Genomic DNA, 22,341 nt, shown 5'->3' on the forward strand with positions numbered 1-22,341 from the left:
CTTAGCGGCGCACAGGGCTCCGTTTGCGGCGGCCCTTTGAGCCTTTTCCGCGCAACTGTGATTTTTCGATCAGACCTTCGTACTGATGCGCAAGCAGATGGCTTTGCACCTGCTGGATGGTGTCCATCGTTACCGAAACAACAATCAGCACAGACGTGCCGCCAAAATAAAATGGAATGGCGAACTGACCGCGCAGGATTTCAGGCAACAGGCAAACCAGCGCCAGATAACCCGAACCAAGGACCAACACACGGTTGACCACGTATTCCAGATATTCGGCTGTCTTCTTGCCCGGACGTATTCCGGGAACAAAACCGTTCTGGTTTTTGAGATTGTCGGCCACGTCGTCTGGCTTGAAGCTGACGTTGAACGTGTAGAAATATGCAAAGAACACGATCATCAGGACGAAGAACGCCAGATAAAGCGGCTGACCGGGACCAAAGTTGGCCAACAGCCAAGACATGATCGGGTTGGTCGAATTGCCCGAAAACGTGCTGATCGTGATCGGCAACAACAACAGGGACGAGGCAAAGATCGCTGGGATCACGCCTGCTGGGTTCACCTTGACAGGCAGGTTGGACGACCCGCCATCATAAACCTTCATCCCCACCTGACGGCGCGGATACTGGATGTGGATTTTGCGCAGCGCGCGTTCCATGAACACCACAAACATGATGGTGGCGACCACCATCACTAGCACGCCAAGAATAACCGCAGGGCTAATCGCACCGGAGCGGCCCGAGGCAAAGAACTGCGCAATCGCGGCAGGTACTTCGGCAATGATGCCTACGAAAATGATCAAAGAGATACCGTTGCCGATGCCGCGTGCAGTAATCTGCTCGCCCAACCACATCAGGAACATGGTGCCACCCACAAGGGTGATCAGGCAGGCCATGCGGAAGTTCAGGCCCGGATCGGTGACCAGATCACCAGATTCCAGTGACACGGCAAGGCCATAGGCCTGCAAGGTGGCCAGCGCCACAGTGCCATACCGGGTGTATTGGTTGATCTTCTTGCGCCCCTGCTCGCCCTCTTTCTTGAGTTGTTCAAGCTGAGGCACCATCGAGGTCAAAAGCTGCACGATGATCGAGGCCGAGATGTAGGGCATAATGCCGAGGGCAAAGATACCCATACGACCCAGCGCACCACCGGTGAACATCGACACCATACCGCCGATGCCTTGTCCCGCCTGCTCCATAAACTCGCGCAGGGCGGCGCCATCGATGCCCGGAACCGGGATAAATGTACCAAGGCGGTACACGATCAGCAGACCAAGAGTGAACAGGATGCGGTTGCGCAGGTCAGTGGCCTTGCCCAGAGCGCTCCAGCTCGTGTTGGCGGCCATGTTCTCGACGGCAGATACCATGCGGGCGTTGTCCTTTGAACAAAACACCGCCCATGCCGTTTTCCGGCGGGCGGCGCTATAGAAAACTTGAGGTCTATGTAAGCCGCTGTGACGCGGCTCACAAGGCGTGTTTCAGGCTTACTCGGCCGCCGCTGCAGCAACAGCGAGCTTGCCGCCCGCTTTTTCCACTGCGTCTACAGCGGATTTGGACGCGCCGGTCACCTGCAGATCAACTTTACTTGTGATCTCGCCTTTGGCCAGAACGCGGATACCGTCCAGCTTACGACGCACTGCACCAGAGGCGATCAATGCATCTTCGGTGATGGCGGATTTCGCATCCAGCTTGCCTGCATCGATGAATTTCTGGATCAGGCCAAGGTTGATGACGGCGAATGCCTTGCGGTTCGGCTTGTTAAAGCCGCGCTTGGGCAGACGTTGGTACAAAGGCATTTGGCCACCTTCGTAACCGTTGATGGCCACACCCGAACGGGATTTTTGACCTTTGATACCACGGCCACCCATTTTACCGGTGCCGGAGCCTGGGCCACGGCCAACGCGTTTGCGTGGTTTGGTTGCGCCAGGATTATCGCGCAGTTCATTCAGTTTCATGTCGCTTCTCCTAAGCCGGAAGCACCCCCGAAGCGGAATGGGTGAACACGGCGTTTCTTGATTTTGATTCTCAGCAGCGCATCGCGCCACCGGGGGCGTATAGACCGCCAAAGGAAGCAGCGCAACAGTTTGGAACGCCGGGCATCATCCAGCCTCCCGCGCGCCCCCAAAAGCTCCTCAAACGCCAGCACACAATATAAGCGCGATAGCGTCCGAAGCGGAGTCCCTGAGTTCGCAGTTTGCACAATTAGTAACCAAAGCAGATGCATTTATGCACATTTTTTCATCATTTGTTGTTTGCTGAAAATTACGGCGCTCATATTTGCCTTTGCCTCTTTTTCTCGCACCTTAAGCCCGGTTTGTGTCCGCCAGGCTAAATTTGGGAGGAATCTACGATGGTCGGAGCAGATACAGCTTGGATTATTGTCGCAACAGCGTTGGTACTGTTGATGACGTTGCCGGGGCTTGCGCTCTTTTACGGTGGGCTTGTGCGTTCGCGCAACGTGCTGAGTGTTTTCATGCACTGCTATGCTATCGCATGCCTGATGAGCGTGCTTTGGCTGGTGGCGGGCTATTCCATAGCCTTTGGCTCTGGCACTTCGGGGATCTGGGGCGGTCTGGACAAGATGTTCCTGAACGGCGTGGATGCAGAGTCGCTGTCCGGCACTTTGCCTGAAATCCTGTTCTTTGCCTTCCAAATGACATTTGCGATCATCACGCCAGCGCTGATCGTCGGGGCCTATGTTGAACGCGTCAGCTTTGGCTTTGTACTCCTCTTCTCCGGCCTCTGGATGCTTCTGTGTTATGCGCCAGTCGTACACTGGGTTTGGGGCGGTGGCTTTTTGGCAGATGGCGGCATATTTGGCGAAACGGGCCTCAAGGATTTCGCCGGCGGTGTCGTCGTGCACGAAACCGCAGGCATTGCCGCTCTTATTTTGGCCGTCATGTTGGGGCCACGCCGGGACGCAACAAAACCACCTCACAACCCAGGATACGTGATGATCGGGGCGGCTCTTTTGTGGGTCGGCTGGTTCGGCTTTAACGGTGGCTCGCAGCTGGCGGCAGATGGCGGCGCAGCTATGGCGTTGACCGTCACGCATATTTCGGCCGCGACAGCTTCGCTGACATGGGCGCTTTGGGAACGGATCCGTTATGGAAAAGCATCGCTCGTCGGCATCGTCACCGGCACAATCGCCGGGCTTGCCTCGATCACACCTGCGTCGGGCTTCGTCGGTCCGGTCGAGGCGCTCATCATCGGTGCCATCGCGGGCATCTTGTGTCAGGAGGCCGTCCGTCTGGTGCGCAATGTGCTCAAAATCGACGACACGCTGGATGTGTTCGCCGTCCACGGCGTCGGCGGCATCTTTGGCACACTGATGATCGCCATCTTTGGCGCGGGCAGCTTTGCCGCTCAGGCAGGCAGCCTCGTGATTGTCGGCGTGTTCTCGGTGGTGGTGACGATCATCATCGCCTTGGTCTGCAAGGCGCTTGTGGGTCTGCGTGTCAGCGCGGATGTCGAACAGGAAGGTCTCGATCTGGCTGTTCACGGCGAAAGCGCTTACGACCACAACGGTTAAAACTCTTGCGCTCCGATCTATGGGTCGGGGCGCACTCTTAGCTTCATCACATGGTGGATTGCCTCACTGTGTTGGTGCAAACGGCCGGATCACCGCAGGTTCCTGCTGAAAAGCTCCTCAACTCAGCACATTGGTAGAAATACGTGGTTCAGGCTCTTTCAAACCTGACTCTCCAACCACAGCATGGCGCTTAATCAACTCAGACGCTCGCGCCTGAGCCATCAGAGATTAAGGATGCTGCCCAAGAGCTAAGCCAAGGCCCTCAGTGTGGCTTCATCCAACAAACTCGCATCATCTCGTGAACGGACCTCCATGCATCAATGAGCAAGTAGTCCTGCGCTTTTGCCGCCGGGAATGACTGTAGGTGGTTGTATAGCAATAGGGTAGCTCACTTCGGCCGCCACGCATTGGCATAAAACACTGTTATGCAAAGAAAATAGGCAGTTTTAAAACTCACAAAGGTAAGGAATTCCAGACTCTCTGCCGCGTCCGAATTCTGCGTACAAATGCAGTGAACAGTATCGGTATTTGGCGCAATTTTCGCCTCGCTCGTCATATTTTTCTATTTTTTGATGCCCCACATTTGCGAATTCTTGGAGAGACAAATTGCTCGAAGCCATTTTTCAGGAAGATACATTCTGGCGAGTCCTGAGCACCGAGACGGTGCTGCAATACACAACCTCTGGCAACATATTGCGAACACTTGGCCTCGCCTCGGCCATGCTCAGCATTTATGCCTTTGTCCCCTACATTCGCGACACTATCGCACGGCGCACACAGCCACAGCGGGCATCCTGGCTGATCTGGTCTGTGCTGGGTTGCATCGCTTTGGTGTCGCAGATCGTCGAAGGCGCCACGTCCTCACTTTGGTTTTCGCTTTTCCAAGTCGGCGGCACGATCACAGTGTTTCTGATCACCTTCCAACGCGGCAGCGGTCCGCTTTTTCGAGAGGGTGACATGAAGGTGCTTGGCGCAGCGGCGGTTGGGCTGATCCTTTGGTCGCTGACCGACAATTCGGTTTACGCATTGGGCACGACGATTGGTATTTCGATGATCGGTGGCTGGGTTACAGTCAAAAAGGCCTATCTCTTCCCCGAAACCGAAACCATGTCCACATGGGGCTGGTCGCTGTTGGCCTCTGCTCTCGCTATGCTGTCCGTCGGAGCTTTGAACTGGGTACTTCTCGCCTATCCGCTGTACCTCTTTGTTCTATACAGCGCCATCGCGACGGCCATCCTATTGGGTCGGGCTCGCAATGCCCGCGCCAAGGCCTTTCAGTTTAGTCTGGTGAAGGTGCATCAACCGGTGGATTGACCCACGCACTGCTGGCAAACGGGCGATTGATCGCCCGTTCGAGCATCTCAAGCCGGTCCTGCCCATAGAACACTTCTCCATCCAGCACATAAGTCGGCGAACCGAGTACGGATGCCTTCAAGGCGGAATCGGCATTGATCGCGTAGCGCGCAGTCACTTCAGGCGTTCGCGCCAGCGCCATCAGGGCTCCGGCATCATGGCCTAAGGCGTCGGCCAAGGCCGCCAGTGTCGCCTCATCCGACAAATCCGCATCATCCCGCCAGTGGGCTTGCAGCACCGTATGGGCCATCGCATCCACAACGGCCCCGCGATCCCCCAACGCCATGATCATGCCGCTGGCCAGCGTATAGTCCGCATCATGAAAGGTCGGGCGAAACGAGACAGCGGGCACATCGCGAAGTTCTGCCCATCGCTCGATCTCGCGACCAAAGAAGTAGTCGACATGGGCTTGCGTCCGGGCACGGAAAGGCAAACTGCCCTGCGCCTCAACCACAGGGGAAAGAGGGATGGGGCGGTGCACAAGGGTCAGCCCATGTCTCGCACAGATATCCATCACCCGGGCAGAGCCGAGATAGGCAAAGGCGGAGTGGGCGGAATAGTAGTATATGAGTTCGCGCATAGTGTTGAACTTAGTACGCCCTCACCACAAAGAAAATCGCCACCGGCATTGATCAATAGGCAGGGTCAGTGTCACCATAGCTTCATGCGTTCATTCCGCACCCCTTTGCCTATTGCCGCCACACTGTTTGCGCTTGCACTACCTCTGGCACCTGCCGCACTGCATGGAGCCTCAGGTTGTGCAGCAGACGCGATGCTGGTTTTTGACGGGTCGGCGTCGATGGCGGAACTCGGGTTCGATACACAGCGCAAGACACGGATTGCCGAGGCACGCGAGGCACTGCGTGACGCGATGCCGGATATCGCACCGGTACGCCGCGTTGGCCTGCTTACCTATGGTCCGGGTGCCAGTGCGGACAGTTGCAGCAATATCGATTTGCGGTTTGCCCCACGCGACAATGCCGCCAAAGCCATCATTGCCGAGATCGATGCGCTTGCGCCCAAGGGATTGACGGCTTTGGCGGAGTCAGTTCGCGCTGCAAGCGATACGTTGCGCGCCACGTCCGGTCCCGGCATCGTCGTACTCGTCACAGATGGAAACGAAACCTGCGGAGGGCGTCCTTGCGCATTGGGTGCCGCGCTGGCCGCCGAGAGCACAGACCTGACGGTCCACGTGATCGGCTTCAAGGTCGTGGTCGACTTTTTCAGCTGGGACAATCCGGAGCAACAGGATGTCGGCGCAGGCAATACGGTGGCCAAATGCCTCGCCGACCGCACCGGAGGCCTGTACGTTTCAACCGAAACTGTGGACGAGTTGGCAGATGCGCTGCGGGTGACGCTGGGCTGTGCATTGATCGGGCAAGCAGACCCAGAAAAAGAAAACGCCCCGCGATTGCTCGCGAGGCGTCATGTGTAACTTGGTCAGGTGGGCAATCTGCCCGCCTCTGACTTAGCCTTTTTCTTCGATGATCTCGACCATATGCGAGATTGAATTCACCATGCCGCGCACGGAAGGTGTGTCTTCCAGCTCGCGGGTTTTGTGCATCTTGTTCAGGCCCAGACCGATCAGTGTCGCGCGCTGTTTGGCGGGGCGACGGATGGGGGAACCGATTTGTTTTACGACAATTGTCTTTGCCATGGGTCTCAGGCCTCCTCGGTTGCCGCTTCAGCAGCGGGGGCTTCGTCGCGCTTGGGCAGGATGTCGGCGACTTTCTTGCCACGACGTTGTGCCACACCACGGGGCGACTGCTCTTTTTTGAGGCCGTCCATGGTTGCGCGGATCATGTTGTAAGGGTTCTGCGAGCCGATGGACTTGGAAACAACGTCCTTCACACCCAGCATTTCGAACACGGCACGCATTGGACCACCGGCGATGATACCGGTACCTTCTGGTGCTGTGCGCATCACGACTTTACCGGCGCCGTGGCGACCTTCCATGTCGTGGTGCAATGTGCGGCCTTCGCGCAGTTGAACGCGGATCATTTGGCGCTTGGCTTGCTCCGTGGCTTTGCGAATGGCCTCGGGGACCTCTTTCGCTTTACCTTTGCCGAAACCAACGCGACCTTTTTGATCGCCTACGACGACAAGCGCGGCAAAGCCAAAACGCTTACCACCCTTAACGGTCTTGGACACACGGTTGATCGCGACCAAGCGGTCGGAAAATTCTGGGTTTTCATCCCGGTCGCGACGAGGGCCGCGGCGGTTTTCACGTTCTGCCATGAGAACATCCTTTTTTCAGGTGGCTTTCGCCGTTTGTTTCAATCCAGGTGGGCAGAATGCCCCCGGATCATCGGAGGGGCGTTGCCGCCCCTCGCAGACTTTAGATTTTCAGACCGCCTTCGCGGGCAGCGTCGGCAACAGCCTTGACCTTCCCATGAAAGAGGAAGCCGCCGCGGTCGAAGTATGCTTCTTCCACGCCTGCTTTTTTCGCACGCTCGGCGATTGCCGCACCAACTTTGGTGGCGGCTTCGACGTTGTTCTTGCCCACAACGCCCAGATCCTTTTCGAGGGTCGAGGCTGCGGCCAATGTCACGCCATTCACATCGTCGATCAGCTGAACGCTGATATTCTTGGACGAGCGGTGCACGCTCAGGCGGGGACGCCCAGCGTTGACGCGGCGAAGTTTGTTCCGGACGCGCATACGGCGCTTGAGGAACAACTGTCGTTTTGTGTTTGCCATGTTCCTGGTCCTTTACTTCTTCTTGCCTTCCTTACGGAAGATAAATTCGCCTTTATAGCGGATGCCTTTGCCCTTGTAGGGCTCTGGCTTGCGCCACTCGCGGATGTTAGCAGCCACTTGGCCGACCAACTGCTCGTCGATACCTTCGACGACAATTTCAGTCTGCTTGGGGGCTGTAACAGTCACACCCGCTGGTGGGGTGTAGTCGACGTCGTGCGACAAACCGAGGTTCAGTTTCAGAGTGTTACCCTGCATGTTGGCACGATAACCAACACCCTGGATTTCCAGCTCTTTCTTGAACCCGTCCGTGACACCTGTGACCAAGTTCGCAACCATCGTGCGGGACATGCCCCACTGCTGGCGCGCGCGCTTGGATTTGCCACGGGGCGTGATGGTGACGACGTTGTCTTCAACCGCAAGGGTCACATCGTCGGTCGCTTTGAACGAACGTGTGCCTTTGGGGCCTTTGACTTCGATCTGTTGACCAGAGACTGACGCTGTAACGCCACTGGGCAGATCGACCGGTTTTTTACCAATACGAGACATCTGCTTCTCCTTAGAAGATCGTGCAGAGCACTTCGCCGCCAACGTTTTGGCTCCGTGCATTTGCATCCGACATCACACCTTTAGAGGTGGAGACAATCGACACACCCAGGCCCTGACGGACGGATGGGATGTCATTGACGCCCATGTAAACGCGACGACCGGGTTTGGAGACCCGCTTCAGTTCACGAATAACAGGTTCGCCTTCGTAGTACTTGAGGCTGATCTCGATAGCCGGGTGGCCATCTTCACCCTTGGTTTCTTCAAAACCACGGATGTAACCTTCGTCCGCCAGCACTTCGAGAACGCGGACACGCAGTTTCGACGCAGGGGTCGAGACCACGGATTTGCCGCGCATCTGGCTGTTGCGGATGCGGGTGAGCATATCTGCGATAGGATCGGTCATACTATTCTCTCCCTTACCAGCTTGACTTGACCATGCCGGGGATCTGACCGGCAGAGCCGAGTTCCCGCAGCGCGATCCGGCTAATTTTCAGCTTGCGGTAATACGCATGCGGACGGCCGGTCAGTTGGCAACGATTGTGAAGACGCACGGCAGAGCTGTTGCGTGGCAGTTTGGCCAGCTTCAGCGATGCGCGAAAACGATCTTCCATCGGTTTGGTTTCGTCACTGATGATTGCTTTGAGCTCCGCACGCTTGGCGGCGTACTTCTTCACCAGCTTTTCGCGCTTCACTTCGCGCGCGATCATGGATTTTTTAGCCATATCTAGTCTCTCCTGCGCTTACGAGTTGAAGGGCATGTTGAAGTGCTTCAGCAAGGCTTTTGCTTCGGCATCGGTTTGGGCTGTGGTCGCGATCACAATGTCCATACCCCAGGTCTCATCGACTTTGTCGAAATCGATCTCGGGGAAAACGATGTGCTCTTTGAGGCCCATGGCATAGTTGCCACGTCCGTCAAAAGACTTGCCTGGCACGCCGCGGAAGTCACGCACACGTGGCATCGCGATAGTGATCAGACGGTCGAGGAATTCGTACATCCGATCGCCGCGCAGCGTCACCTTGGCACCCAGCGGCATGTCTTCGCGAACGCGGAAACCAGCGATGGATTTCTTGGCCGTGGTGGTCAGGGCCTTCTGACCAGCGATTGCTGTCAGATCTTCCTGTGCCGACTTGGCTTTTTTACTGTCACGAACAGCTTCGGCACCGCAGCCAATGTTCAGGACGATTTTGTCCAGACGCGGGATCTGCATGTCGTTCTTGTAACCGAACTCTTCTTTCATCGCGGCCTTGATTGTGTCCTTGAACACGGCCTTGAGGCGGGGGGTGTAGTTTGCAGTGTCGAGCATCAGATCACGTCCCCTGTTGTCTTGGCAAAGCGCACTTTCTTGTCGCCGTCCATTTTGAAGCCGACGCGTGTTGCTTTGCCATTGGCATCCAGCAGCGCGACGTTTGACAAATCGACAGGCATCGCCTTTGGGATGCGGCCGCCTTGGCTCTCTTGCGTCTGGCGTGTGGCGCGGATGGCGATGTTGATGCCATCAACCACGGCTTTGTTGGATTTCGGGTCAATCGAGGAAATCGTGCCCTCTTTGCCCTTGTCCTTGCCGGCCAGCATGACGACCTTGTCGCCTTTTTTCAGTTTCGCAGCCATCAGAGCACCTCCGGAGCAAGCGAGATAATCTTCATGAAGTTCTTGGCGCGCAGTTCGCGAACAACTGGGCCAAAGATACGTGTACCTACGGGCTCGTTTGCGTTGTTCAGGATGACGGCGGCGTTGCGGTCAAAACGGATGGCCGTGCCATCGTCACGACGAACTTCCTTGGCGGTGCGTACGACGACGGCCTTGCGGACATCACCTTTCTTTACGCGGCCGCGTGGGATGGCTTCCTTGACCGACACGACAATGACGTCGCCGACGGATGCGTACTTACGCTTGGAACCACCCAGGACCTTGATGCACTGAACACGGCGCGCGCCGCTGTTGTCAGCAACATCCAGGTTGGTTTGCATCTGGATCATTTGGTTTCTCCCGACCTTTGGGGGGCGATGCGTGCCTGATCCCCAGGGTTTCGATTAATGTGGCAAATGCCGGAAACTTACGCTTCCAGGACTTCCCAGCGTTTTGTCTTCGATTTTGGCGCGCATTCGATGATGCGTACGAAATCGCCAACCTTGAAGGCATTCTTTTCATCGTGCGCCCGGTACTTTTTGGACTTACGAATGGTTTTCTTCAGAACCGGGTGCGTGAAACGACGTTCCACGGAAACGGTGACTGTTTGGGCGTTGGCATCGGATGTCACGGTGCCGGTCAAAATACGCTTAGGCATCTATGCTGTCCTTATTCCGCTGCCGCTTGGGCTTTTTCATTGAGGATCGTCTTGACGCGTGCGGCATCACGACGGACCGAACGCAGACGCGACGGGTTCTCGATTGCGCCTGTGGCCTGCTGGAAACGCAGGTTGAAGGCTTCTTTTTTCAGGTTTGCGAGGTCATCGCGAAGCTGGTCGGGGGTCTTATCCCGAAGTTCTTGGGCGTTCATGCGCCATATCCTTTCAACATCACCGGTAGGCCGCAAACCTGCGTGACCCGATTCCCGGTGGAGTGGGTGAAGTGCGCCGTATAGGGGGGGTGTCCGCCTGTGGCAACCCATTATTTGCATGGAAATGATGTCCAGTCGGAAAGCCCGACACATGCAAGCCGCCCAGTTCGGTCATCGACCACTGCAATCGGCCCGCATCGCCCGCACATTGCGCACTACTCCCACATCGTGCGTTGGTTTCAATAAAGAACGGCGGCGCCACAGCGCGCGCTGTCTCCAAGGGCCACACTTGATCGACGAAACACCTGATGTCTAACATGACCTGAGATGCATCGACACTATGGGGACTGCCAATGCACTACACTTCGACTTTGCTCGTCCTCGCGGCCATGACTGGCCCTGCCGCCGCAGATGTCTGGACGTTTGAAACACCGTCGGAAAACATCCAATGCTCGGTCGGCGAAGGCCCCACCTCCTCTGACATCCGATGTACGATCATTGAACGCAGCGGCCCAGCCGCAGCGCCGCGCCCGGAGTGGTGTGCGGCAGACCGGGGTCACACGTTTCTGATGAATGACCGTGGCTTTGTCTCAATGGAATGCGCGCCTCTGAACCGCAACAGGGACGGCTTTGACCGCGCCGAGTATGGAGTCACGGGCGAGTTTGGCGGTTTTGTGTGTACGTCTGCGACAACTGGGCTGACTTGTCGTAACCTCGACGGTCATGGGTTTTTTCTTTCCCGCGCGGTCCAGCAAGTATTCTGAGCCTATCGCAACGCGCGGACAAGTGCGCTACATACCCGCGCATGTCTCGTATCACATCCCTCTTCGCCACCCGCCTCTACAGCGTCCCCCTCTCCGCATTCGATCCCAAAATCGACCCGGCAGAACTTGAACAAAACTGCTACGCCATCGCCGAAGACGACGAGGCGGGCCATGACTGGTGCGAGGAACAGGGCTATCCCGGCTACACTTCCTATGCCTCGCTCAACGATTTGCCCTGGCGGTTCCCGATCTTCAAAGATGTGGTCGCCGCGCTGGATCAACACGTTGCTGCCTTTGCCGAGGACCTCGCCTTTGATCTTGGGGACAAGACACTGGTGCTGGACAGCATCTGGATCAACATCCTGCCCGAAGGTGGCATTCACACGGGGCACATCCACCCGCACTCGGTGATTTCCGGAACGACATATGTGGCGATGCCCGAAGGCACGTCCGCCCTAAAATTAGAAGACCCACGCCTGCCTATGATGATGGCGTCACCAGGACGGACCGAAGACGCGCCTGAAGATCTGAAGACGTTTCACTACGCCAAACCTAATGTGGGCGACGTGTTGTTGTGGGAAAGCTGGCTGCGTCACGAAGTGCCAATGAACATGGCCGAAGATGAACGGGTTTCAGTATCGTTCAATTATCGTTGGGAGTAAGGATGCGCGCAGCCAAAGGCGCACCCGGCCCATAAGGTCAGGCGATCGACAGGAACAACTGCCAGCAGAATGCGATCTTTGCATCAAGGCCAAGATAGCGCGTCAGCAACAAGACGGCGAACACAACGGCCGCGGTCATGGAAGCAACGGTTATTGCCAGGTTGAGATCGAGCAAGCTGGGCTTGCGAAATGCCAACCGCAATTTCCGTTCTTGCTCATATCGATCAAATGTACACAGCATTGTCTGGTCCCTATGTCTTCGTTACATCGGTGTGTCAGCCTAGAATGTCCGCATTAAGCAAGAATTGGGGCAATTTTGGGCAACCCTTGGTAGTATTCCGGCCTTTGGCCTGTACGCTGCACGAAATTTGGGGCGGTGAACACGGGCCATATCACAGGGCCCGTTCAATCAACGGGTGGGAGAAACTGGATGAACGATCTGTCGGCTACACCGCTGGATGAGCTTGATGTCGAGACAGGCACGCGCCCCAGCGCCCCTGCCCTTGCACATGTCAGTGCGGCCCAACGGGAAAAGGGGCGCCACCTTGCCGCGATCCACGCGCATTACCTACAGGACATGGCCCGTCTGAGCGCCGTGATTGACCGGATCGAGGCTGGCGATAGCCCGCCCGCACACCTCAGACAGATCGTGCTGGCCTCGGACATGGCGCAGAACTTTGCCGCGTTTGGTAACTTGTGTGGACAGGGCTGTCAGATGCTGACGATGCACCACAACATTGCAGAGCATCACATGTTCCCCGAAATTGAGGGCAAAGCCGCCCCCTTCGCCGCCCTAATCGCGCGGCTGCGGGAAGAGCACAAAGTCGTGCATGAATTGCTGAACAGGCTGGCCGGTTGTGCTGAGCGGCTCACACGATCCCCGGATGCAGAGGGCTTTGCCGAAACCCGCGATGTGTTTCACGCCCTGCTGCGCGCGATCCAAAGCCATTTCCGCTACGAAGAAACCGAGCTGGAAGCGGCCATCGGGGTCTATGTCGAACGTATCTGAGGCCGAAGCCTTACGTCTTAGAGGACCGCGCCGCCTTATTGGCCTCTTCAGCTTCTTTCTTGGCCGCCTTCTCCTCACGGGTCAGGGTGTTGCCCCACTGGTTGTTGGACAGGCCAAGGCCCTCCGGCATCGGCTTGGTTTTACCCTTCTTCACCTCGCCCCCCTTGTCGAGGAACGCCTTGATCAGGTCTTCATCCGTGGTGGGCTTGGGGACGTGTTTCATGGCTCTTCCCTCACTGTGCTTGTTGGCTGTTGCGATGCTAGCACGGATAGGGTGTGGGTGTAGCAGTTTTGCGACGAGAGCATTGGGAAGAGAGACAAGCCGCGTCATCGACAGGGCGCGGGGTGTCGATCTGACCATCCCGTGGCTGAGCTTTATGGCAGCCAATTACATCTTCCATATCAGCGGCGTGCTTGCATCAGACATATCGACAGTCCGGGGGCGGCCTGTCGATGGCGCGGCGGCCTGCGGCCTTGATTCTGCGCTTGGCTCTCGCATTTTTTCTGTTTCCTGTGGTCAGGTCAAATACGCTTGGTTTTAGGGACTTTTGCGATTGCCGCGCCTTTCCTACGTTTTTCTTCTTCACCTATTTTGGTGTTTTGCGTTTCATCATCGGTAGGTCGCAAAGTAATGGGAATTTCAAAAGAAACCCGTGTAACAGTCTCTGAGGCATCCGTCTTTTCAGCTTGTCCACCAATTTTGGCAGAGAAGACTTGAATTCCAGCGCCTGCACTTACGGCATCTTCCGAACCAACGGTTACGGCAACATCAAATACAACGTTCTTCACCCGACGCATTGTGTAATTTGAACTGCCCGGTTGATAGACATCGTTGCCGGATTGAGCAGACGGCGGATTAATCAAAATACCTTGACCGGAATAATGATCCTGCAACTCTGAAGTAGCGTCGGCAATCGCCTGAATTGACTGCTTTATGAACTCCTTCAGTTCCATTGATATCTCCAACCTCAGTCCAACATCGCAAGAAAAAAGCTCCGCCACAACCGTGACGGAGCTCTTAGTTTCTACCGGGTGACGCTCTCGTGCATTTGCTTCGCAAATACCCTGCCGCGCACTCAGAGAAGACTTACCAGTCTTCTCTGACCACGACCCGTGTCTTGATCGGCAACTTCATTGCCGCCAGACGCAGCGCTTCACGCGCGATGTCGTCGTTCACACCGTCGATCTCAAACATCACACGGCCGGGTTTGACTTTTGCCGCCCAACGGTCGACCGAGCCTTTACCTTTACCCATCCGAACTTCGATCGGCTTGGCCGAAATCGGCACATCCGGGAAGATACGGATCCAGACGCGGCCCTGACGTTTCATGTGACGCGTCATGGCACGACGTGCGGCTTCGATCTGACGGGCGGTGATCCGCTCGGGTTCGATCGCTTTGAGGCCGTAAGTCCCAAAGTTCAGGTCAGACCCGCCCTTTGCCAGACCCTTGATCGAGCCCTTAAACTGCTTACGGAATTTCGTACGCTTTGGTTGAAGCATGCTTATGCCCTCCTATCAGCGACGACCGCCGGCACCGCGAGGTGCTGGGCCGTCTTGGAGTTCTTGTGCTTTACGGTCACGCGCCTGCGGATCGTGCTCCATGATTTCACCTTTAAAGATCCAAGTCTTGATCCCGATGATACCATAGGCCGTTGTCGCTTCGACGTGGGCGTAATCGATGTCGGCACGCAAAGTATGGAGAGGCACACGGCCCTCACGATACCATTCGGTCCGCGCGATCTCGGCGCCACCAAGGCGGCCCGCGACATTTACGCGGATGCCGAGGGCACCCATACGCATGGCGTTTTGCACGGCACGTTTCATGGCGCGACGGAAAGACACCCGGCGTTCCAGCTGTTGCGCAATGCTTTCACCAACCAGTGCAGCGTCCAGCTCTGGCTTGCGCACTTCAACGATGTTGAGGTGCAGCTCAGAGTCGGTCAGGTTCGCCAGCTTCTTGCGCAGACCTTCGATGTCCGCACCTTTCTTGCCGATGATGACACCGGGGCGGGCTGTGTGGATCGTGACGCGGCACTTTTTGTGCGGACGTTCGATGATCACACGGGCAACACCGGCCTGCTTGCATTCATCCTTAATGAAATCACGGATTTTCAGGTCTTCCAGCAGAAGGTTCCCGTAGTCCTTTGTGTCGGCATACCAGCGGCTGTCCCATGTACGGTTCACCTGCAGGCGCATGCCAATCGGATTGACTTTGTTACCCATTAGGCTTGCTCCCCTGAGACTTCTTCAACTTGACGCACTTTAATCGTGATCTCCGCGAACGGCTTCATGATCTTGCCGAATCGGCCACGCGCCCGAGGACGCCCGCGTTTCATGGTCAGGTTTTTACCGACCCAGGCTTCGGCGACGATCAGCTCGTCAACGTCCAGGTTGTGGTTGTTTTCAGCGTTGGCAATGGCCGACTGCAGGCACTTCTTGACGTCCTGAGCGATACGCTTTTTCGAGAAGGTCAGGTCCGTCAGAGCCTTGTCCACCTTCTTGCCACGGATCATCTGGGCAACGAGGTTCAGCTTTTGCGGAGAGGTGCGCAACATGCGCGTCTTCGCCATCGCCTCATTGTCCGCCACGCGGCGCGGGTTCTTATCCTTGCTCATTTGCGTTTCGCCTTCTTGTCAGCGGCGTGACCGTAATAGGTACGCGTGGGCGAATATTCACCGAACTTCTGGCCGATCATCTCTTCGGACACGTTCACGGGAATATGCTTGTGGCCGTTGTAAACGCCAAACGTCAGACCCACGAATTGGGGCAGGATCGTCGAGCGGCGCGACCAGATTTTGATTACTTCATTGCGACCCGACTCACGGGCAGCTTCGGCCTTTTTCAACACATAAGAGTCGACAAAGGGGCCTTTCCAAACAGAACGAGACATCTATCAGCGTCCTTTCTTCTTGGCGTGACGCGAGCGGACGATCAGCTTTTGCGACGCTTTGTTCTTGTTGCGGGTACGGGCACCCTTGGTCGGTTTGCCCCATGGGGACACAGGGTGACGACCACCCGATGTGCGCCCTTCACCACCACCGTGCGGGTGGTCGATGGGGTTCATGACGACACCACGTACAGAAGGACGGATGCCCTTGTGACGCATGCGGCCCGCTTTACCGTAGTTCTGGTTGGAGTTGTCGGGGTTGGACACGGCACCAACGGTGGCCATGCATTCCTGACGTACCAGACGCAGTTCACCCGAGCTGAGACGGATCTGAGCGTAGCCACCATCGCGGCCCACGAACTGGGCGTATGTGCCAGCGGCACGCGCGATCTGACCACCCTTGCCGGGTTTCAGTTCGATGTTGTGGATGATTGTCCCGATGGGCATGCCGCTGAAGGGCATCGCGTTGCCGGGCTTGATGTCGGCCTTGGCGGCAGAGATCACTTTGTCCCCGATGGCCAGACGTTGAGGCGCAAGGATATAGGCCTGTTCGCCGTCCTCGTAGCGCACCAGAGCGATAAACGCTGTCCGGTTAGGGTCATATTCGATGCGTTCGACGGTTGCCGCCACATCCATTTTTGTCCGCTTGAAATCGACGATCCGATAAAGACGCTTTGCGCCCCCGCCTGTGCGGCGCATCGTGATCCGTCCGGTGTTGTTCCGTCCGCCAGACTTGGTCAAACCCTGTGTAAGGGATTTGACCGGGCGGCCTTTCCAAAGCTCCGAACGGTCGATCAGTACCAGCCCACGCTGGCCCGGCGTCGTCGGCTTATACGACTTGAGTGCCATGATTGCTGTCTTCCGTTTTGCTATATCGCGAGGGTTGCCCCTCGCCTGTGGTTATAGGCCCCCGTAGGTGCCCAAGATGGAGTGCTCAAACGAGCAAAGACAAAGCCCCGGACGAATCCGGGGCGCTGCCGATGGGTGCGTGTATAAAGGCAATGGGTTGGGGTCAAGCGTTAAGGGCGCAAAAACCCTCGCCTGGGCTGTGGGCTTATTAACCAAAAGCTGATGCTATCGGTAAATCAGTCCCTGGAGCGTTCCCCAGCAAATGACTGCTGCTCCGTGGAACAGGGCCGGTTCTAGCGTCGCATATCCTTCCAACGCCGCAGAAGCCAGTACCACTGGTCAGGCTTTTCTAGGATACGGGCGGATAGATTATCGTTAAAGGCATGCGTCATGGTGCTCGGGTCACTGGGCTCGACAGGGTTTTCGAACTCCACATCTATGTCACTGCTGTTTTCGCGCCTTGTGCCAAAGACTGGCATAAAAGGAACGTCATATTTCAAAGCAAGACGCGCAGCTGCGAGTGAGGTAAGGGCGTCGAAGCCCAGAAATGGCAGCATCTCGCCGTCTACGGTCTTTTCATCCAAGAGTATCGCAACAAAACCGCCTGACCGTAGGTGACGGATCATTGCTTTGGTGCCATTTGGTCCGGTGCTCATGGCTGGCTTGCCCCCCTGCTCAATCCCACGTGCCAGTAGGCGTTGATAATGCCGGTTGCTCTGAGGCCGATAAACGCCTGCGGTTTCCATTCCCCGGTGTTTGAGTACCGCTCGCACCGCTTCCCATTGACCAAAATGTCCTGAGACAAGGATCGCTCCTTTTCCCTCGGCACGCGCCTTTTGCAGCACCGCGAGGCCCGGGCCAGATATGTGGAACCTGTCCTGCCGTTCCTGAAACTCGGTGTTATGGAAAACCTCAAACAGGGTACGCCCCATATTCTGCCCCATCTTGCGACTAAGGCTTAAGCGTTCGGCAAGGACCATGTCCGGGTAGATGCGCCGAATCTCACGGTCAAACCGTCGGCGCGCAATTGGTATCCAGCTCATGGCCCAGCCAAAAACATTGCCTAGGCTGCGCGCCCTGTCGTCAAAGCCGCGCCATTTTGAATAGGTCAAAACGGTCCACAAAGGGATATAACGAAGGTGTTGCCAGATATACTTGGCGGGACGTGCAAGCATCTGTCCTGTATGGGGGTGTTTGCGAGTAAGTCCACTTGTATTTAGGTCAATTCAAACAATCTGAGTTGATGGATTTTCCTACTGTACGCAGCATGACTTTTTTTGCGGGGCATTCGCCCGTCTTTGCGTCAGGTATCGGTTCAATGACCTCGGGTTGTTAATCGGAATGTAAACTCACAAAGCTGCTGGTTGCAAAAGGTCTGTGAGTGGCAAATTTGTCCGCAGAGCGGTCTTCTGCTTACAATATGGAGAATGATCGCTTCTGGTCGTTTCATAGGTATCGAGCTTAAGAGCGGTGGCCAGTCCATCCCCAAACTGGCTTTGGTGTAAGCGCGAGATTCAAACTCTGGATCAATTCAGCTTCTTATCTTTCCAATACTTCGTACCGTTTGCATTGGCATTCACCCGCCAGCCCTTCTTGCTCAGAACGAAAAATGAGCGACCTTCGGTAAACTGTACTTCGGCCTTATCACGCTCCTCGCCCTGCATGGCACCAGCCCCGGCAGAGGCGTCATATCCCGATACGACAAATCTCTCAAAATCGGCGGGCGTTTCGAACATGACGACAAACTGGGATTCAAAGCCGCCAATGCCGAACGCAGCTCCCACGCCGCCTGTTCCCATCTGCATGTACGTCCGCGCCCCATCAGGGGCCACCGCAACGCCGCGACCAAACCCGCCAGACAATGGGAAAATCGTAATCTGCCGCGTGTCAAACGCAGCATAGCCGGCGACAACTTCAAACGCGCGCGCGGCTTCGGCATTCTCGGCAAGGAGGCGTGCCATGACGTCCGCTTCCATCCTGTCGAGCTTGGCGCGGGTGGCTTCCGGCGTCTCTTCATTGCGGACAAGGTCACCCGTGGATTCCACAGCGTCTCCCACTGCATCGACACCCTTCTTGGCAACGTTGCCCACCTTGTTGGCGCCAGACTTGATGCTATCAACAAGGCCCTCAGCAAACACAGGCGCGGCCAGCAAAGACATCACCACCAACACGACTGCCGTTTTCATTCTCTTTGTTCCTTCAAAGGCAAGCGTCCAAATGCACACGTCACTTGGAAGCGAAAGTTTCTTCCAAAGGATACAACCATTCCAAGGTGTAAGTCGCAAGGTGTCGTAATTCGGCGGGCTGCCCGATCAAAGACGATATGCAAGGTCGATCAAGCCATCTTCACCCGGAAACATACATCCCATGCCAACGCATTCTCACGGGCCAAAAAGCAACAATTTCTCTCCCGTAATGCGATCTAGATCAATTCGCGGGCCTTGCTCATCTGCTATCCTGTGGCCAAGCGCCGACACGGGACGCGCGCAGCACAAAGGAGCAATCCAGATGAAGAAGAGCACTCAAACAGAAACACCGGCCCTTGCGGCTATGCTAAATACCCTTAACCCACACGCATCCACTGTTTGGGCCGAGGTGATGAATGCACAAACACGTTTCATCATGGATCGCTTGCAAAAGGATATGGAAGCCCAGAAAGCCGTGCTGACGTGTCGCGACCCAAGCCAGTTGCTGCAAATACAGTCCGACTTTTATCAAAGCACCATTGCAGAATATGCAGAACAGACCGCGCGTATGCTCAAGTTGACCACAGACGCGACGGCCAAAACCATGGAAGCTGCAAAAGCCGGGTATTCACGGGCCTATGATGATGTCCCGCTGTAGCAATGCCTAAATGAAAAACCCCAGCCACTCTCGCGGCCGGGGTTTTCTAAATTTCATCGTGCGGCGGGTTGCCCCGCCACCTGATCAAAGACCAGTTGTCACGTCGATCGTGTTGCCTTCTTCAAGCGTCACATACGCCTTCTTGACGTCCTTGCGCTTGCCCAACTGACCACGGAAGCGCTTGACTTTGCCCTTCGTGATAGTCGTGTTCACAGCCTTTACCTTCACACCAAACAGTGCCTCAACGGCCTCTTTGATGGCGGGTTTGTTGCTGTCGATGGCCACTTCAAAAACGATGGCACCGTTTTCAGACGCCATGGTCGCTTTTTCCGTGATGATCGGCTTGCGGATCACGTCGTAATGTTCTGCCTTGGCACTCATTTCAGTCGAGCCTCCAGTGCTTCGATACCCGCCTTCGTGATCACCAGAGTGTCACGCTTCAGGATATCGTATACGTTTGCGCCCATCGTCGGCAGGATGTCCAAGCCTTCGATGTTACGGGACGCGGCGAGGAAGTCCTGATCGACAGACGCCCCATCGATGACCAACGCGCGTTTCCAGCCAAGGTTTTTCACCTGTTTGGCCAGAGCAGCAGTTTTGCCGGACGTTGTCGCGTCCTCGATCACCACCAACTCACCAGCTGCCATTTTGGCAGACAGCGCGTGGCGCAGGCCGAGCTTGCGGAACTTCTTGGGCAGGTCGTGGCCGTGCGAACGAACAACCGGGCCTTTGTAGATACCACCACCGCGGAAGATCGGAGCAGAACGCGCGCCGTGGCGTGCGCCGCCGGTGCCTTTCTGACGATAGATCTTCTTGGTCGAGTATTTCACTTCGGACCGTGTCTTGACCTTGTGTGTACCGGCTTGGGCGTTGTTACGCTGCCAGCGCACGACGCGGTGCAAGATGTCGGCGCGTGGCTCAAGGCCGAACAGAGCCTCGTCCAGGTCTACCGAACCGGCTTTGCCGCCGTCGAGTTTGATGACATCGAGTTTCATGCGTCACCTTCTTTCTTTTCAGCGGCTTCAGCTTCAGCAACTGCATCAGGTTTAGATGCATCAGCTTCGGCAGCGTCCAGTGCGGCTTGCTCTTCAGCGGCTGCTGCGGCTGCGGCTGCCTCTGCTTCGGCGGCAGCGGCTGCTGCGGCTTCTTCAGCGGCTTTGGCGGCTTCATCAGCTGCGGATTTCAGAGCGGCGGGCAGGATCGCGTTTTCAGGGAACGGCTTTTTGACCGCGTCCTTGACGGTGACCCAGCCCCCTTTGGATCCGGGCACAGCACCCTTGATCATGATCAGACCACGGTCGCTGTCTGTGCGCACAACTTGCAGGTTTTGCGTTGTGACACGGGCAGCACCCATGTGACCGGCCATTTTCTTACCTTTGAAAACTTTGCCGGGGTCCTGACATTGACCTGTCGAGCCGTGCGAACGGTGCGAAATCGAAACACCGTGCGACGCGCGCAGACCACCAAAGTTGTGGCGTTTCATGGCACCGGCAAAGCCTTTACCAATCGACGTGCCTGTGACGTCCACGAACTGACCTTCGAAGTAGTGATCAGCAATGATCTCTTCGCCGACGTTGATCATGTTCGATTCAGACACGCGAAACTCGACCAGCTTACGCTTGGGCTCAACCTTTTGAGCGGCGAAGTGGCCGCGCATGGCTTTGCTCACGCGCTTCACCTTGGGGCGACCTGCGCCCAGAGTGACCGCTGTGTAGCCGTCTTTGTCCGATGTACGTTGGCCGACAACCTGCAGACCGTCCAGTTGAAGAACAGTAACAGGAACCTGCTTGCCGTCTTCCATGAACAGCCGGGTCATGCCGACTTTCTTTGCGAGAATTCCAGAGCGCATAATCAATACCCTCCTTTACGATTGCAGCTTGATCTCGACGTCCACACCAGCGGCGAGGTCGAGCTTCATCAGCGCGTCTACTGTCTGGGGGGTCGGATCAACGATGTCGAGCAGACGCTTGTGCGTACGGATCTCGAACTGGTCACGGGATTTTTTGTCGACGTGGGGGCCACGCAGAACGGTGAATTTTTCGATCTTGTTCGGCAGCGGAATAGGACCGCGCACGGACGCACCGGTGCGTTTGGCGGTGTTGACGATTTCCTGTGTGGACGCGTCCAGCACACGATAGTCAAACGCCTTCAGCCGAATGCGAATGTTTTGGCTTTGGATTGCCATGTCTCAAGTTCCCTTATTCGGGTCTTTAGAGCGGAGAGGAGGAGCATCGCGCATCGATACCCCTCATCGCGTCTGATTTTTTGGCGGGTGCCCTGATCGGGCACCCAGAACATCAAAAGCGTTGGCTCAAAATCACTCAGTGATTTTGGAAACCACGCCGGCGCCGACTGTGCGGCCGCCTTCGCGGATCGCAAAGCGCAGACCCTGCTCCATCGCGATCGGTGCGATCAGCTCAACGCCGAAGGACACGTTATCGCCGGGCATAACCATCTCGGTGCCTTCAGCCAGCTGAACCGTGCCGGTCACGTCCGTGGTCCGGAAGTAGAACTGAGGACGGTAGTTGGCGAAGAACGGCGTGTGACGGCCACCCTCTTCCTTGGTCAGGATGTAGGCTTCGGCTTCGAACTTGGTGTGCGGCTTCACGGAAGCTGGCTTACACAGAACCTGGCCACGCTCGACAGCTTCACGGTCGATACCGCGCAGCAGGGCGCCGATGTTGTCGCCCGCTTCACCGC

General features: G+C 56.5%; 35 protein-coding genes and 1 pseudogene. 8 read left to right on the plus strand and 28 right to left on the minus strand.

The genetic code is table 11. The features are described from left to right. Position 1: 1 nt before the first annotated feature. Positions 2 to 1,366 (minus strand): preprotein translocase subunit SecY, encoded by a 1,365-nt coding sequence (gene secY / locus DHN60_RS18685; protein ID WP_108838834.1) that lies wholly within the window; start codon positions 1,364 to 1,366, stop codon positions 2 to 4. A gap of 117 nt (positions 1,367 to 1,483) precedes the next feature. Beyond that, a complete protein-coding gene (gene rplO / locus DHN60_RS18690) occupies positions 1,484 to 1,954 on the minus strand; it encodes a 50S ribosomal protein L15 (protein ID WP_108838835.1) in 471 nt (156 codons plus the stop codon). A 395-nt stretch (positions 1,955 to 2,349) separates the two neighbouring features. Here rplO and DHN60_RS18695 point away from each other — a divergent pair, with 395 nt between their 5' ends. Then, entirely contained in the window at positions 2,350 to 3,531 is a 1,182-nt protein-coding gene (locus tag DHN60_RS18695; RefSeq protein WP_108838836.1) for an ammonium transporter, read from the plus strand. Between the two features lie 606 nt (positions 3,532 to 4,137). Then, positions 4,138 to 4,845, plus strand: coding sequence for a hypothetical protein (locus DHN60_RS18700; protein ID WP_108838837.1), 708 nt, complete (start codon positions 4,138 to 4,140; stop codon positions 4,843 to 4,845). On the opposite strand, the gene DHN60_RS18705 is transcribed toward DHN60_RS18700, so the two are convergent. Then, positions 4,811 to 5,464: a 2-hydroxychromene-2-carboxylate isomerase gene (locus tag DHN60_RS18705; RefSeq protein ID WP_108838838.1), complete on the minus strand. Its 654-nt coding sequence runs from the start codon at positions 5,462 to 5,464 to the stop codon at positions 4,811 to 4,813. The genes DHN60_RS18700 and DHN60_RS18705 overlap by 35 nt on opposite strands. Before the next feature lie 84 nt (positions 5,465 to 5,548). Between DHN60_RS18705 and DHN60_RS18710 the strand changes: the two genes are divergently transcribed. Then, entirely contained in the window at positions 5,549 to 6,319 is a 771-nt protein-coding gene (locus DHN60_RS18710) for a VWA domain-containing protein (protein ID WP_234423711.1), read from the plus strand. Positions 6,320 to 6,352: 33 nt separating this feature from the next. Here DHN60_RS18710 and rpmD read toward each other — a convergent pair whose 3' ends face one another. From rpmD to rpmC, 11 genes are all read right to left on the minus strand, one after another. Next, a complete protein-coding gene (gene rpmD, locus DHN60_RS18715) occupies positions 6,353 to 6,541 on the minus strand; it encodes a 50S ribosomal protein L30 (protein WP_013963199.1) in 189 nt (62 codons plus the stop codon). Positions 6,542 to 6,546: 5 nt separating this feature from the next. Beyond that, complete coding sequence (gene rpsE, locus DHN60_RS18720; protein ID WP_108838839.1) at positions 6,547 to 7,122, minus strand: 30S ribosomal protein S5; 576 nt, start codon at positions 7,120 to 7,122, stop codon at positions 6,547 to 6,549. Positions 7,123 to 7,222: 100 nt separating this feature from the next. Further along, positions 7,223 to 7,582 (minus strand): 50S ribosomal protein L18, encoded by a 360-nt coding sequence (rplR, locus tag DHN60_RS18725; protein ID WP_108838840.1) that lies wholly within the window; start codon positions 7,580 to 7,582, stop codon positions 7,223 to 7,225. Between the two features lie 12 nt (positions 7,583 to 7,594). Continuing rightward, entirely contained in the window at positions 7,595 to 8,128 is a 534-nt protein-coding gene (gene rplF, locus DHN60_RS18730) for a 50S ribosomal protein L6 (protein WP_108838841.1), read from the minus strand. 10 nt (positions 8,129 to 8,138) lie between these two features. Next, a complete protein-coding gene (gene rpsH, locus DHN60_RS18735) occupies positions 8,139 to 8,531 on the minus strand; it encodes a 30S ribosomal protein S8 (RefSeq protein ID WP_108838842.1) in 393 nt (130 codons plus the stop codon). A 13-nt stretch (positions 8,532 to 8,544) separates the two neighbouring features. Beyond that, positions 8,545 to 8,850: a 30S ribosomal protein S14 gene (rpsN, locus tag DHN60_RS18740; protein ID WP_108838843.1), complete on the minus strand. Its 306-nt coding sequence runs from the start codon at positions 8,848 to 8,850 to the stop codon at positions 8,545 to 8,547. A gap of 18 nt (positions 8,851 to 8,868) precedes the next feature. Beyond that, complete coding sequence (gene rplE / locus DHN60_RS18745; protein ID WP_108838844.1) at positions 8,869 to 9,432, minus strand: 50S ribosomal protein L5; 564 nt, start codon at positions 9,430 to 9,432, stop codon at positions 8,869 to 8,871. After that, positions 9,432 to 9,737 carry a 50S ribosomal protein L24 gene (rplX, locus tag DHN60_RS18750; RefSeq protein ID WP_108838845.1) on the minus strand — a complete coding sequence of 102 codons (306 nt, stop codon included), beginning with the start codon at positions 9,735 to 9,737 and terminating at the stop codon, positions 9,432 to 9,434. The genes rplE and rplX overlap by 1 nt, the downstream gene beginning before the upstream one ends. After that, complete coding sequence (gene rplN / locus DHN60_RS18755) at positions 9,737 to 10,105, minus strand: 50S ribosomal protein L14 (RefSeq protein ID WP_108838846.1); 369 nt, start codon at positions 10,103 to 10,105, stop codon at positions 9,737 to 9,739. The genes rplX and rplN overlap by 1 nt, the downstream gene beginning before the upstream one ends. 77 nt (positions 10,106 to 10,182) lie before the next feature. After that, entirely contained in the window at positions 10,183 to 10,413 is a 231-nt protein-coding gene (rpsQ, locus tag DHN60_RS18760; RefSeq protein ID WP_108838847.1) for a 30S ribosomal protein S17, read from the minus strand. Between the two features lie 11 nt (positions 10,414 to 10,424). Beyond that, positions 10,425 to 10,625, minus strand: a complete 201-nt coding sequence (gene rpmC / locus DHN60_RS18765; RefSeq protein WP_108838848.1) for a 50S ribosomal protein L29 — start codon at positions 10,623 to 10,625, stop codon at positions 10,425 to 10,427. A 353-nt stretch (positions 10,626 to 10,978) separates the two neighbouring features. Here rpmC and DHN60_RS18770 point away from each other — a divergent pair, with 353 nt between their 5' ends. The 3 genes from DHN60_RS18770 to DHN60_RS18785 all read left to right on the plus strand — a co-directional run bounded on the left by DHN60_RS18770 (position 10,979) and on the right by DHN60_RS18785 (position 13,060). After that, complete coding sequence (locus tag DHN60_RS18770) at positions 10,979 to 11,389, plus strand: DUF6636 domain-containing protein (protein ID WP_108838849.1); 411 nt, start codon at positions 10,979 to 10,981, stop codon at positions 11,387 to 11,389. Between the two features lie 41 nt (positions 11,390 to 11,430). Beyond that, complete coding sequence (locus DHN60_RS18775; protein ID WP_108838850.1) at positions 11,431 to 12,051, plus strand: TIGR02466 family protein; 621 nt, start codon at positions 11,431 to 11,433, stop codon at positions 12,049 to 12,051. 430 nt (positions 12,052 to 12,481) lie between these two features. After that, positions 12,482 to 13,060, plus strand: a complete 579-nt coding sequence (locus tag DHN60_RS18785; protein WP_108838852.1) for a hemerythrin domain-containing protein — start codon at positions 12,482 to 12,484, stop codon at positions 13,058 to 13,060. Between the two features lie 10 nt (positions 13,061 to 13,070). Here the strand turns inward: DHN60_RS18785 and DHN60_RS18790 are convergent, their stop codons facing one another. Next, entirely contained in the window at positions 13,071 to 13,283 is a 213-nt protein-coding gene (locus tag DHN60_RS18790; RefSeq protein WP_108838872.1) for a hypothetical protein, read from the minus strand. 82 nt (positions 13,284 to 13,365) lie between these two features. On the opposite strand from DHN60_RS18790, the gene DHN60_RS22395 reads away from it, so the two are divergent. After that, on the plus strand, positions 13,366 to 13,602 hold the full coding sequence (locus DHN60_RS22395; protein ID WP_159089290.1) for a hypothetical protein: 237 nt from the start codon (positions 13,366 to 13,368) through the stop codon (positions 13,600 to 13,602). On the opposite strand, the gene DHN60_RS18795 is transcribed toward DHN60_RS22395, so the two are convergent. The 8 genes from DHN60_RS18795 to DHN60_RS18830 form a co-directional block, all read right to left on the minus strand. Continuing rightward, positions 13,583 to 14,014, minus strand: a complete 432-nt coding sequence (locus tag DHN60_RS18795) for a hypothetical protein (protein ID WP_108838853.1) — start codon at positions 14,012 to 14,014, stop codon at positions 13,583 to 13,585. The genes DHN60_RS22395 and DHN60_RS18795 overlap by 20 nt on opposite strands. 133 nt (positions 14,015 to 14,147) lie before the next feature. Next, a complete protein-coding gene (rplP, locus tag DHN60_RS18800; RefSeq protein ID WP_108838854.1) occupies positions 14,148 to 14,561 on the minus strand; it encodes a 50S ribosomal protein L16 in 414 nt (137 codons plus the stop codon). A gap of 15 nt (positions 14,562 to 14,576) precedes the next feature. Beyond that, complete coding sequence (rpsC, locus tag DHN60_RS18805; protein WP_108838855.1) at positions 14,577 to 15,284, minus strand: 30S ribosomal protein S3; 708 nt, start codon at positions 15,282 to 15,284, stop codon at positions 14,577 to 14,579. After that, positions 15,284 to 15,676 (minus strand): 50S ribosomal protein L22, encoded by a 393-nt coding sequence (gene rplV / locus DHN60_RS18810; protein ID WP_108838856.1) that lies wholly within the window; start codon positions 15,674 to 15,676, stop codon positions 15,284 to 15,286. The genes rpsC and rplV overlap by 1 nt, the downstream gene beginning before the upstream one ends. After that, positions 15,673 to 15,951: a 30S ribosomal protein S19 gene (rpsS, locus tag DHN60_RS18815; RefSeq protein WP_108838857.1), complete on the minus strand. Its 279-nt coding sequence runs from the start codon at positions 15,949 to 15,951 to the stop codon at positions 15,673 to 15,675. The genes rplV and rpsS overlap by 4 nt, the downstream gene beginning before the upstream one ends. A 3-nt stretch (positions 15,952 to 15,954) precedes the next feature. Then, on the minus strand, positions 15,955 to 16,797 hold the full coding sequence (gene rplB / locus DHN60_RS18820; RefSeq protein ID WP_108838858.1) for a 50S ribosomal protein L2: 843 nt from the start codon (positions 16,795 to 16,797) through the stop codon (positions 15,955 to 15,957). 293 nt (positions 16,798 to 17,090) lie between these two features. Beyond that, positions 17,091 to 17,972 (minus strand): lysophospholipid acyltransferase family protein, encoded by an 882-nt coding sequence (locus DHN60_RS18825; RefSeq protein WP_108838859.1) that lies wholly within the window; start codon positions 17,970 to 17,972, stop codon positions 17,091 to 17,093. 351 nt (positions 17,973 to 18,323) lie between these two features. Next, complete coding sequence (locus DHN60_RS18830) at positions 18,324 to 18,983, minus strand: hypothetical protein (protein ID WP_108838860.1); 660 nt, start codon at positions 18,981 to 18,983, stop codon at positions 18,324 to 18,326. Between the two features lie 322 nt (positions 18,984 to 19,305). On the opposite strand from DHN60_RS18830, the gene DHN60_RS18835 reads away from it, so the two are divergent. Next, a complete protein-coding gene (locus DHN60_RS18835) occupies positions 19,306 to 19,641 on the plus strand; it encodes a phasin family protein (RefSeq protein WP_159089291.1) in 336 nt (111 codons plus the stop codon). Positions 19,642 to 19,725: 84 nt separating this feature from the next. Here DHN60_RS18835 and DHN60_RS18840 read toward each other — a convergent pair whose 3' ends face one another. The 5 genes and pseudogenes from DHN60_RS18840 to tuf all read right to left on the minus strand — a co-directional run. Beyond that, entirely contained in the window at positions 19,726 to 20,022 is a 297-nt protein-coding gene (locus tag DHN60_RS18840; protein WP_108838862.1) for a 50S ribosomal protein L23, read from the minus strand. Next, positions 20,019 to 20,636 (minus strand): 50S ribosomal protein L4, encoded by a 618-nt coding sequence (gene rplD, locus DHN60_RS18845; RefSeq protein WP_108838863.1) that lies wholly within the window; start codon positions 20,634 to 20,636, stop codon positions 20,019 to 20,021. The genes DHN60_RS18840 and rplD overlap by 4 nt, the downstream gene beginning before the upstream one ends. Continuing rightward, positions 20,633 to 21,493: a 50S ribosomal protein L3 gene (gene rplC / locus DHN60_RS18850; protein ID WP_108838873.1), complete on the minus strand. Its 861-nt coding sequence runs from the start codon at positions 21,491 to 21,493 to the stop codon at positions 20,633 to 20,635. Before rplC ends, rplD begins: the two co-directional genes overlap by 4 nt. 12 nt (positions 21,494 to 21,505) lie before the next feature. Beyond that, the gene (gene rpsJ / locus DHN60_RS18855; RefSeq protein WP_108838874.1) at positions 21,506 to 21,820 is read right to left on the minus strand and encodes a 30S ribosomal protein S10; all 315 of its coding nucleotides are present in this window, start codon (positions 21,818 to 21,820) and stop codon (positions 21,506 to 21,508) included. A gap of 138 nt (positions 21,821 to 21,958) precedes the next feature. Then, a pseudogene (gene tuf / locus DHN60_RS18860) lies at positions 21,959 to 22,341 on the minus strand (elongation factor Tu); the annotation flags it as partial.

The sequence above is a fragment of the Tateyamaria sp. Alg231-49 genome, from assembly GCF_900143535.1.
In the GTDB taxonomy this organism is placed as follows: Bacteria; Pseudomonadota; Alphaproteobacteria; order Rhodobacterales; family Rhodobacteraceae; genus Tateyamaria.

Excerpts from the sequence above, each read along its gene's own strand:
- DHN60_RS18705 (WP_108838838.1), bottom strand. The coding sequence starts at position 5,464 with ATGCGCGAACTCATATACTACTATTCCGCCCACTCCGCCTTTGCCTAT.
- rplV (WP_108838856.1), bottom strand. The coding sequence starts at position 15,676 with ATGAGCAAGGATAAGAACCCGCGCCGCGTGGCGGACAATGAGGCGATG.
- rplN (WP_108838846.1), bottom strand. The coding sequence starts at position 10,105 with ATGATCCAGATGCAAACCAACCTGGATGTTGCTGACAACAGCGGCGCG.
- rpsE (WP_108838839.1), bottom strand. The coding sequence starts at position 7,122 with ATGGCAGAACGTGAAAACCGCCGCGGCCCTCGTCGCGACCGGGATGAA.
- DHN60_RS18770 (WP_108838849.1), top strand. The coding sequence starts at position 10,979 with ATGCACTACACTTCGACTTTGCTCGTCCTCGCGGCCATGACTGGCCCT.
- rpmC (WP_108838848.1), bottom strand. The coding sequence starts at position 10,625 with ATGAACGCCCAAGAACTTCGGGATAAGACCCCCGACCAGCTTCGCGAT.
- rplR (WP_108838840.1), bottom strand. The coding sequence starts at position 7,582 with ATGGCAAACACAAAACGACAGTTGTTCCTCAAGCGCCGTATGCGCGTC.
- secY (WP_108838834.1), bottom strand. The coding sequence starts at position 1,366 with ATGGTATCTGCCGTCGAGAACATGGCCGCCAACACGAGCTGGAGCGCT.
- rplF (WP_108838841.1), bottom strand. The coding sequence starts at position 8,128 with ATGTCTCGTATTGGTAAAAAACCGGTCGATCTGCCCAGTGGCGTTACA.
- rpsH (WP_108838842.1), bottom strand. The coding sequence starts at position 8,531 with ATGACCGATCCTATCGCAGATATGCTCACCCGCATCCGCAACAGCCAG.
- DHN60_RS18775 (WP_108838850.1), top strand. The coding sequence starts at position 11,431 with ATGTCTCGTATCACATCCCTCTTCGCCACCCGCCTCTACAGCGTCCCC.
- rplP (WP_108838854.1), bottom strand. The coding sequence starts at position 14,561 with ATGCTTCAACCAAAGCGTACGAAATTCCGTAAGCAGTTTAAGGGCTCG.
- rplD (WP_108838863.1), bottom strand. The coding sequence starts at position 20,636 with ATGAAACTCGATGTCATCAAACTCGACGGCGGCAAAGCCGGTTCGGTA.
- DHN60_RS18785 (WP_108838852.1), top strand. The coding sequence starts at position 12,482 with ATGAACGATCTGTCGGCTACACCGCTGGATGAGCTTGATGTCGAGACA.
- rplX (WP_108838845.1), bottom strand. The coding sequence starts at position 9,737 with ATGGCTGCGAAACTGAAAAAAGGCGACAAGGTCGTCATGCTGGCCGGC.
- DHN60_RS18695 (WP_108838836.1), top strand. The coding sequence starts at position 2,350 with ATGGTCGGAGCAGATACAGCTTGGATTATTGTCGCAACAGCGTTGGTA.
- DHN60_RS18795 (WP_108838853.1), bottom strand. The coding sequence starts at position 14,014 with ATGGAACTGAAGGAGTTCATAAAGCAGTCAATTCAGGCGATTGCCGAC.
- DHN60_RS18840 (WP_108838862.1), bottom strand. The coding sequence starts at position 20,022 with ATGAGTGCCAAGGCAGAACATTACGACGTGATCCGCAAGCCGATCATC.
- rplE (WP_108838844.1), bottom strand. The coding sequence starts at position 9,432 with ATGCTCGACACTGCAAACTACACCCCCCGCCTCAAGGCCGTGTTCAAG.
- rplB (WP_108838858.1), bottom strand. The coding sequence starts at position 16,797 with ATGGCACTCAAGTCGTATAAGCCGACGACGCCGGGCCAGCGTGGGCTG.
- rpmD (WP_013963199.1), bottom strand. The coding sequence starts at position 6,541 with ATGGCAAAGACAATTGTCGTAAAACAAATCGGTTCCCCCATCCGTCGC.
- DHN60_RS18825 (WP_108838859.1), bottom strand. The coding sequence starts at position 17,972 with ATGCTTGCACGTCCCGCCAAGTATATCTGGCAACACCTTCGTTATATC.
- rpsN (WP_108838843.1), bottom strand. The coding sequence starts at position 8,850 with ATGGCTAAAAAATCCATGATCGCGCGCGAAGTGAAGCGCGAAAAGCTG.
- rpsQ (WP_108838847.1), bottom strand. The coding sequence starts at position 10,413 with ATGCCTAAGCGTATTTTGACCGGCACCGTGACATCCGATGCCAACGCC.
- DHN60_RS18710 (WP_234423711.1), top strand. The coding sequence starts at position 5,549 with ATGCGTTCATTCCGCACCCCTTTGCCTATTGCCGCCACACTGTTTGCG.
- DHN60_RS18790 (WP_108838872.1), bottom strand. The coding sequence starts at position 13,283 with ATGAAACACGTCCCCAAGCCCACCACGGATGAAGACCTGATCAAGGCG.
- rpsS (WP_108838857.1), bottom strand. The coding sequence starts at position 15,951 with ATGTCTCGTTCTGTTTGGAAAGGCCCCTTTGTCGACTCTTATGTGTTG.
- rplO (WP_108838835.1), bottom strand. The coding sequence starts at position 1,954 with ATGAAACTGAATGAACTGCGCGATAATCCTGGCGCAACCAAACCACGC.
- rpsC (WP_108838855.1), bottom strand. The coding sequence starts at position 15,284 with ATGGGTAACAAAGTCAATCCGATTGGCATGCGCCTGCAGGTGAACCGT.
- DHN60_RS18830 (WP_108838860.1), bottom strand. The coding sequence starts at position 18,983 with ATGAAAACGGCAGTCGTGTTGGTGGTGATGTCTTTGCTGGCCGCGCCT.
- DHN60_RS18835 (WP_159089291.1), top strand. The coding sequence starts at position 19,306 with ATGAAGAAGAGCACTCAAACAGAAACACCGGCCCTTGCGGCTATGCTA.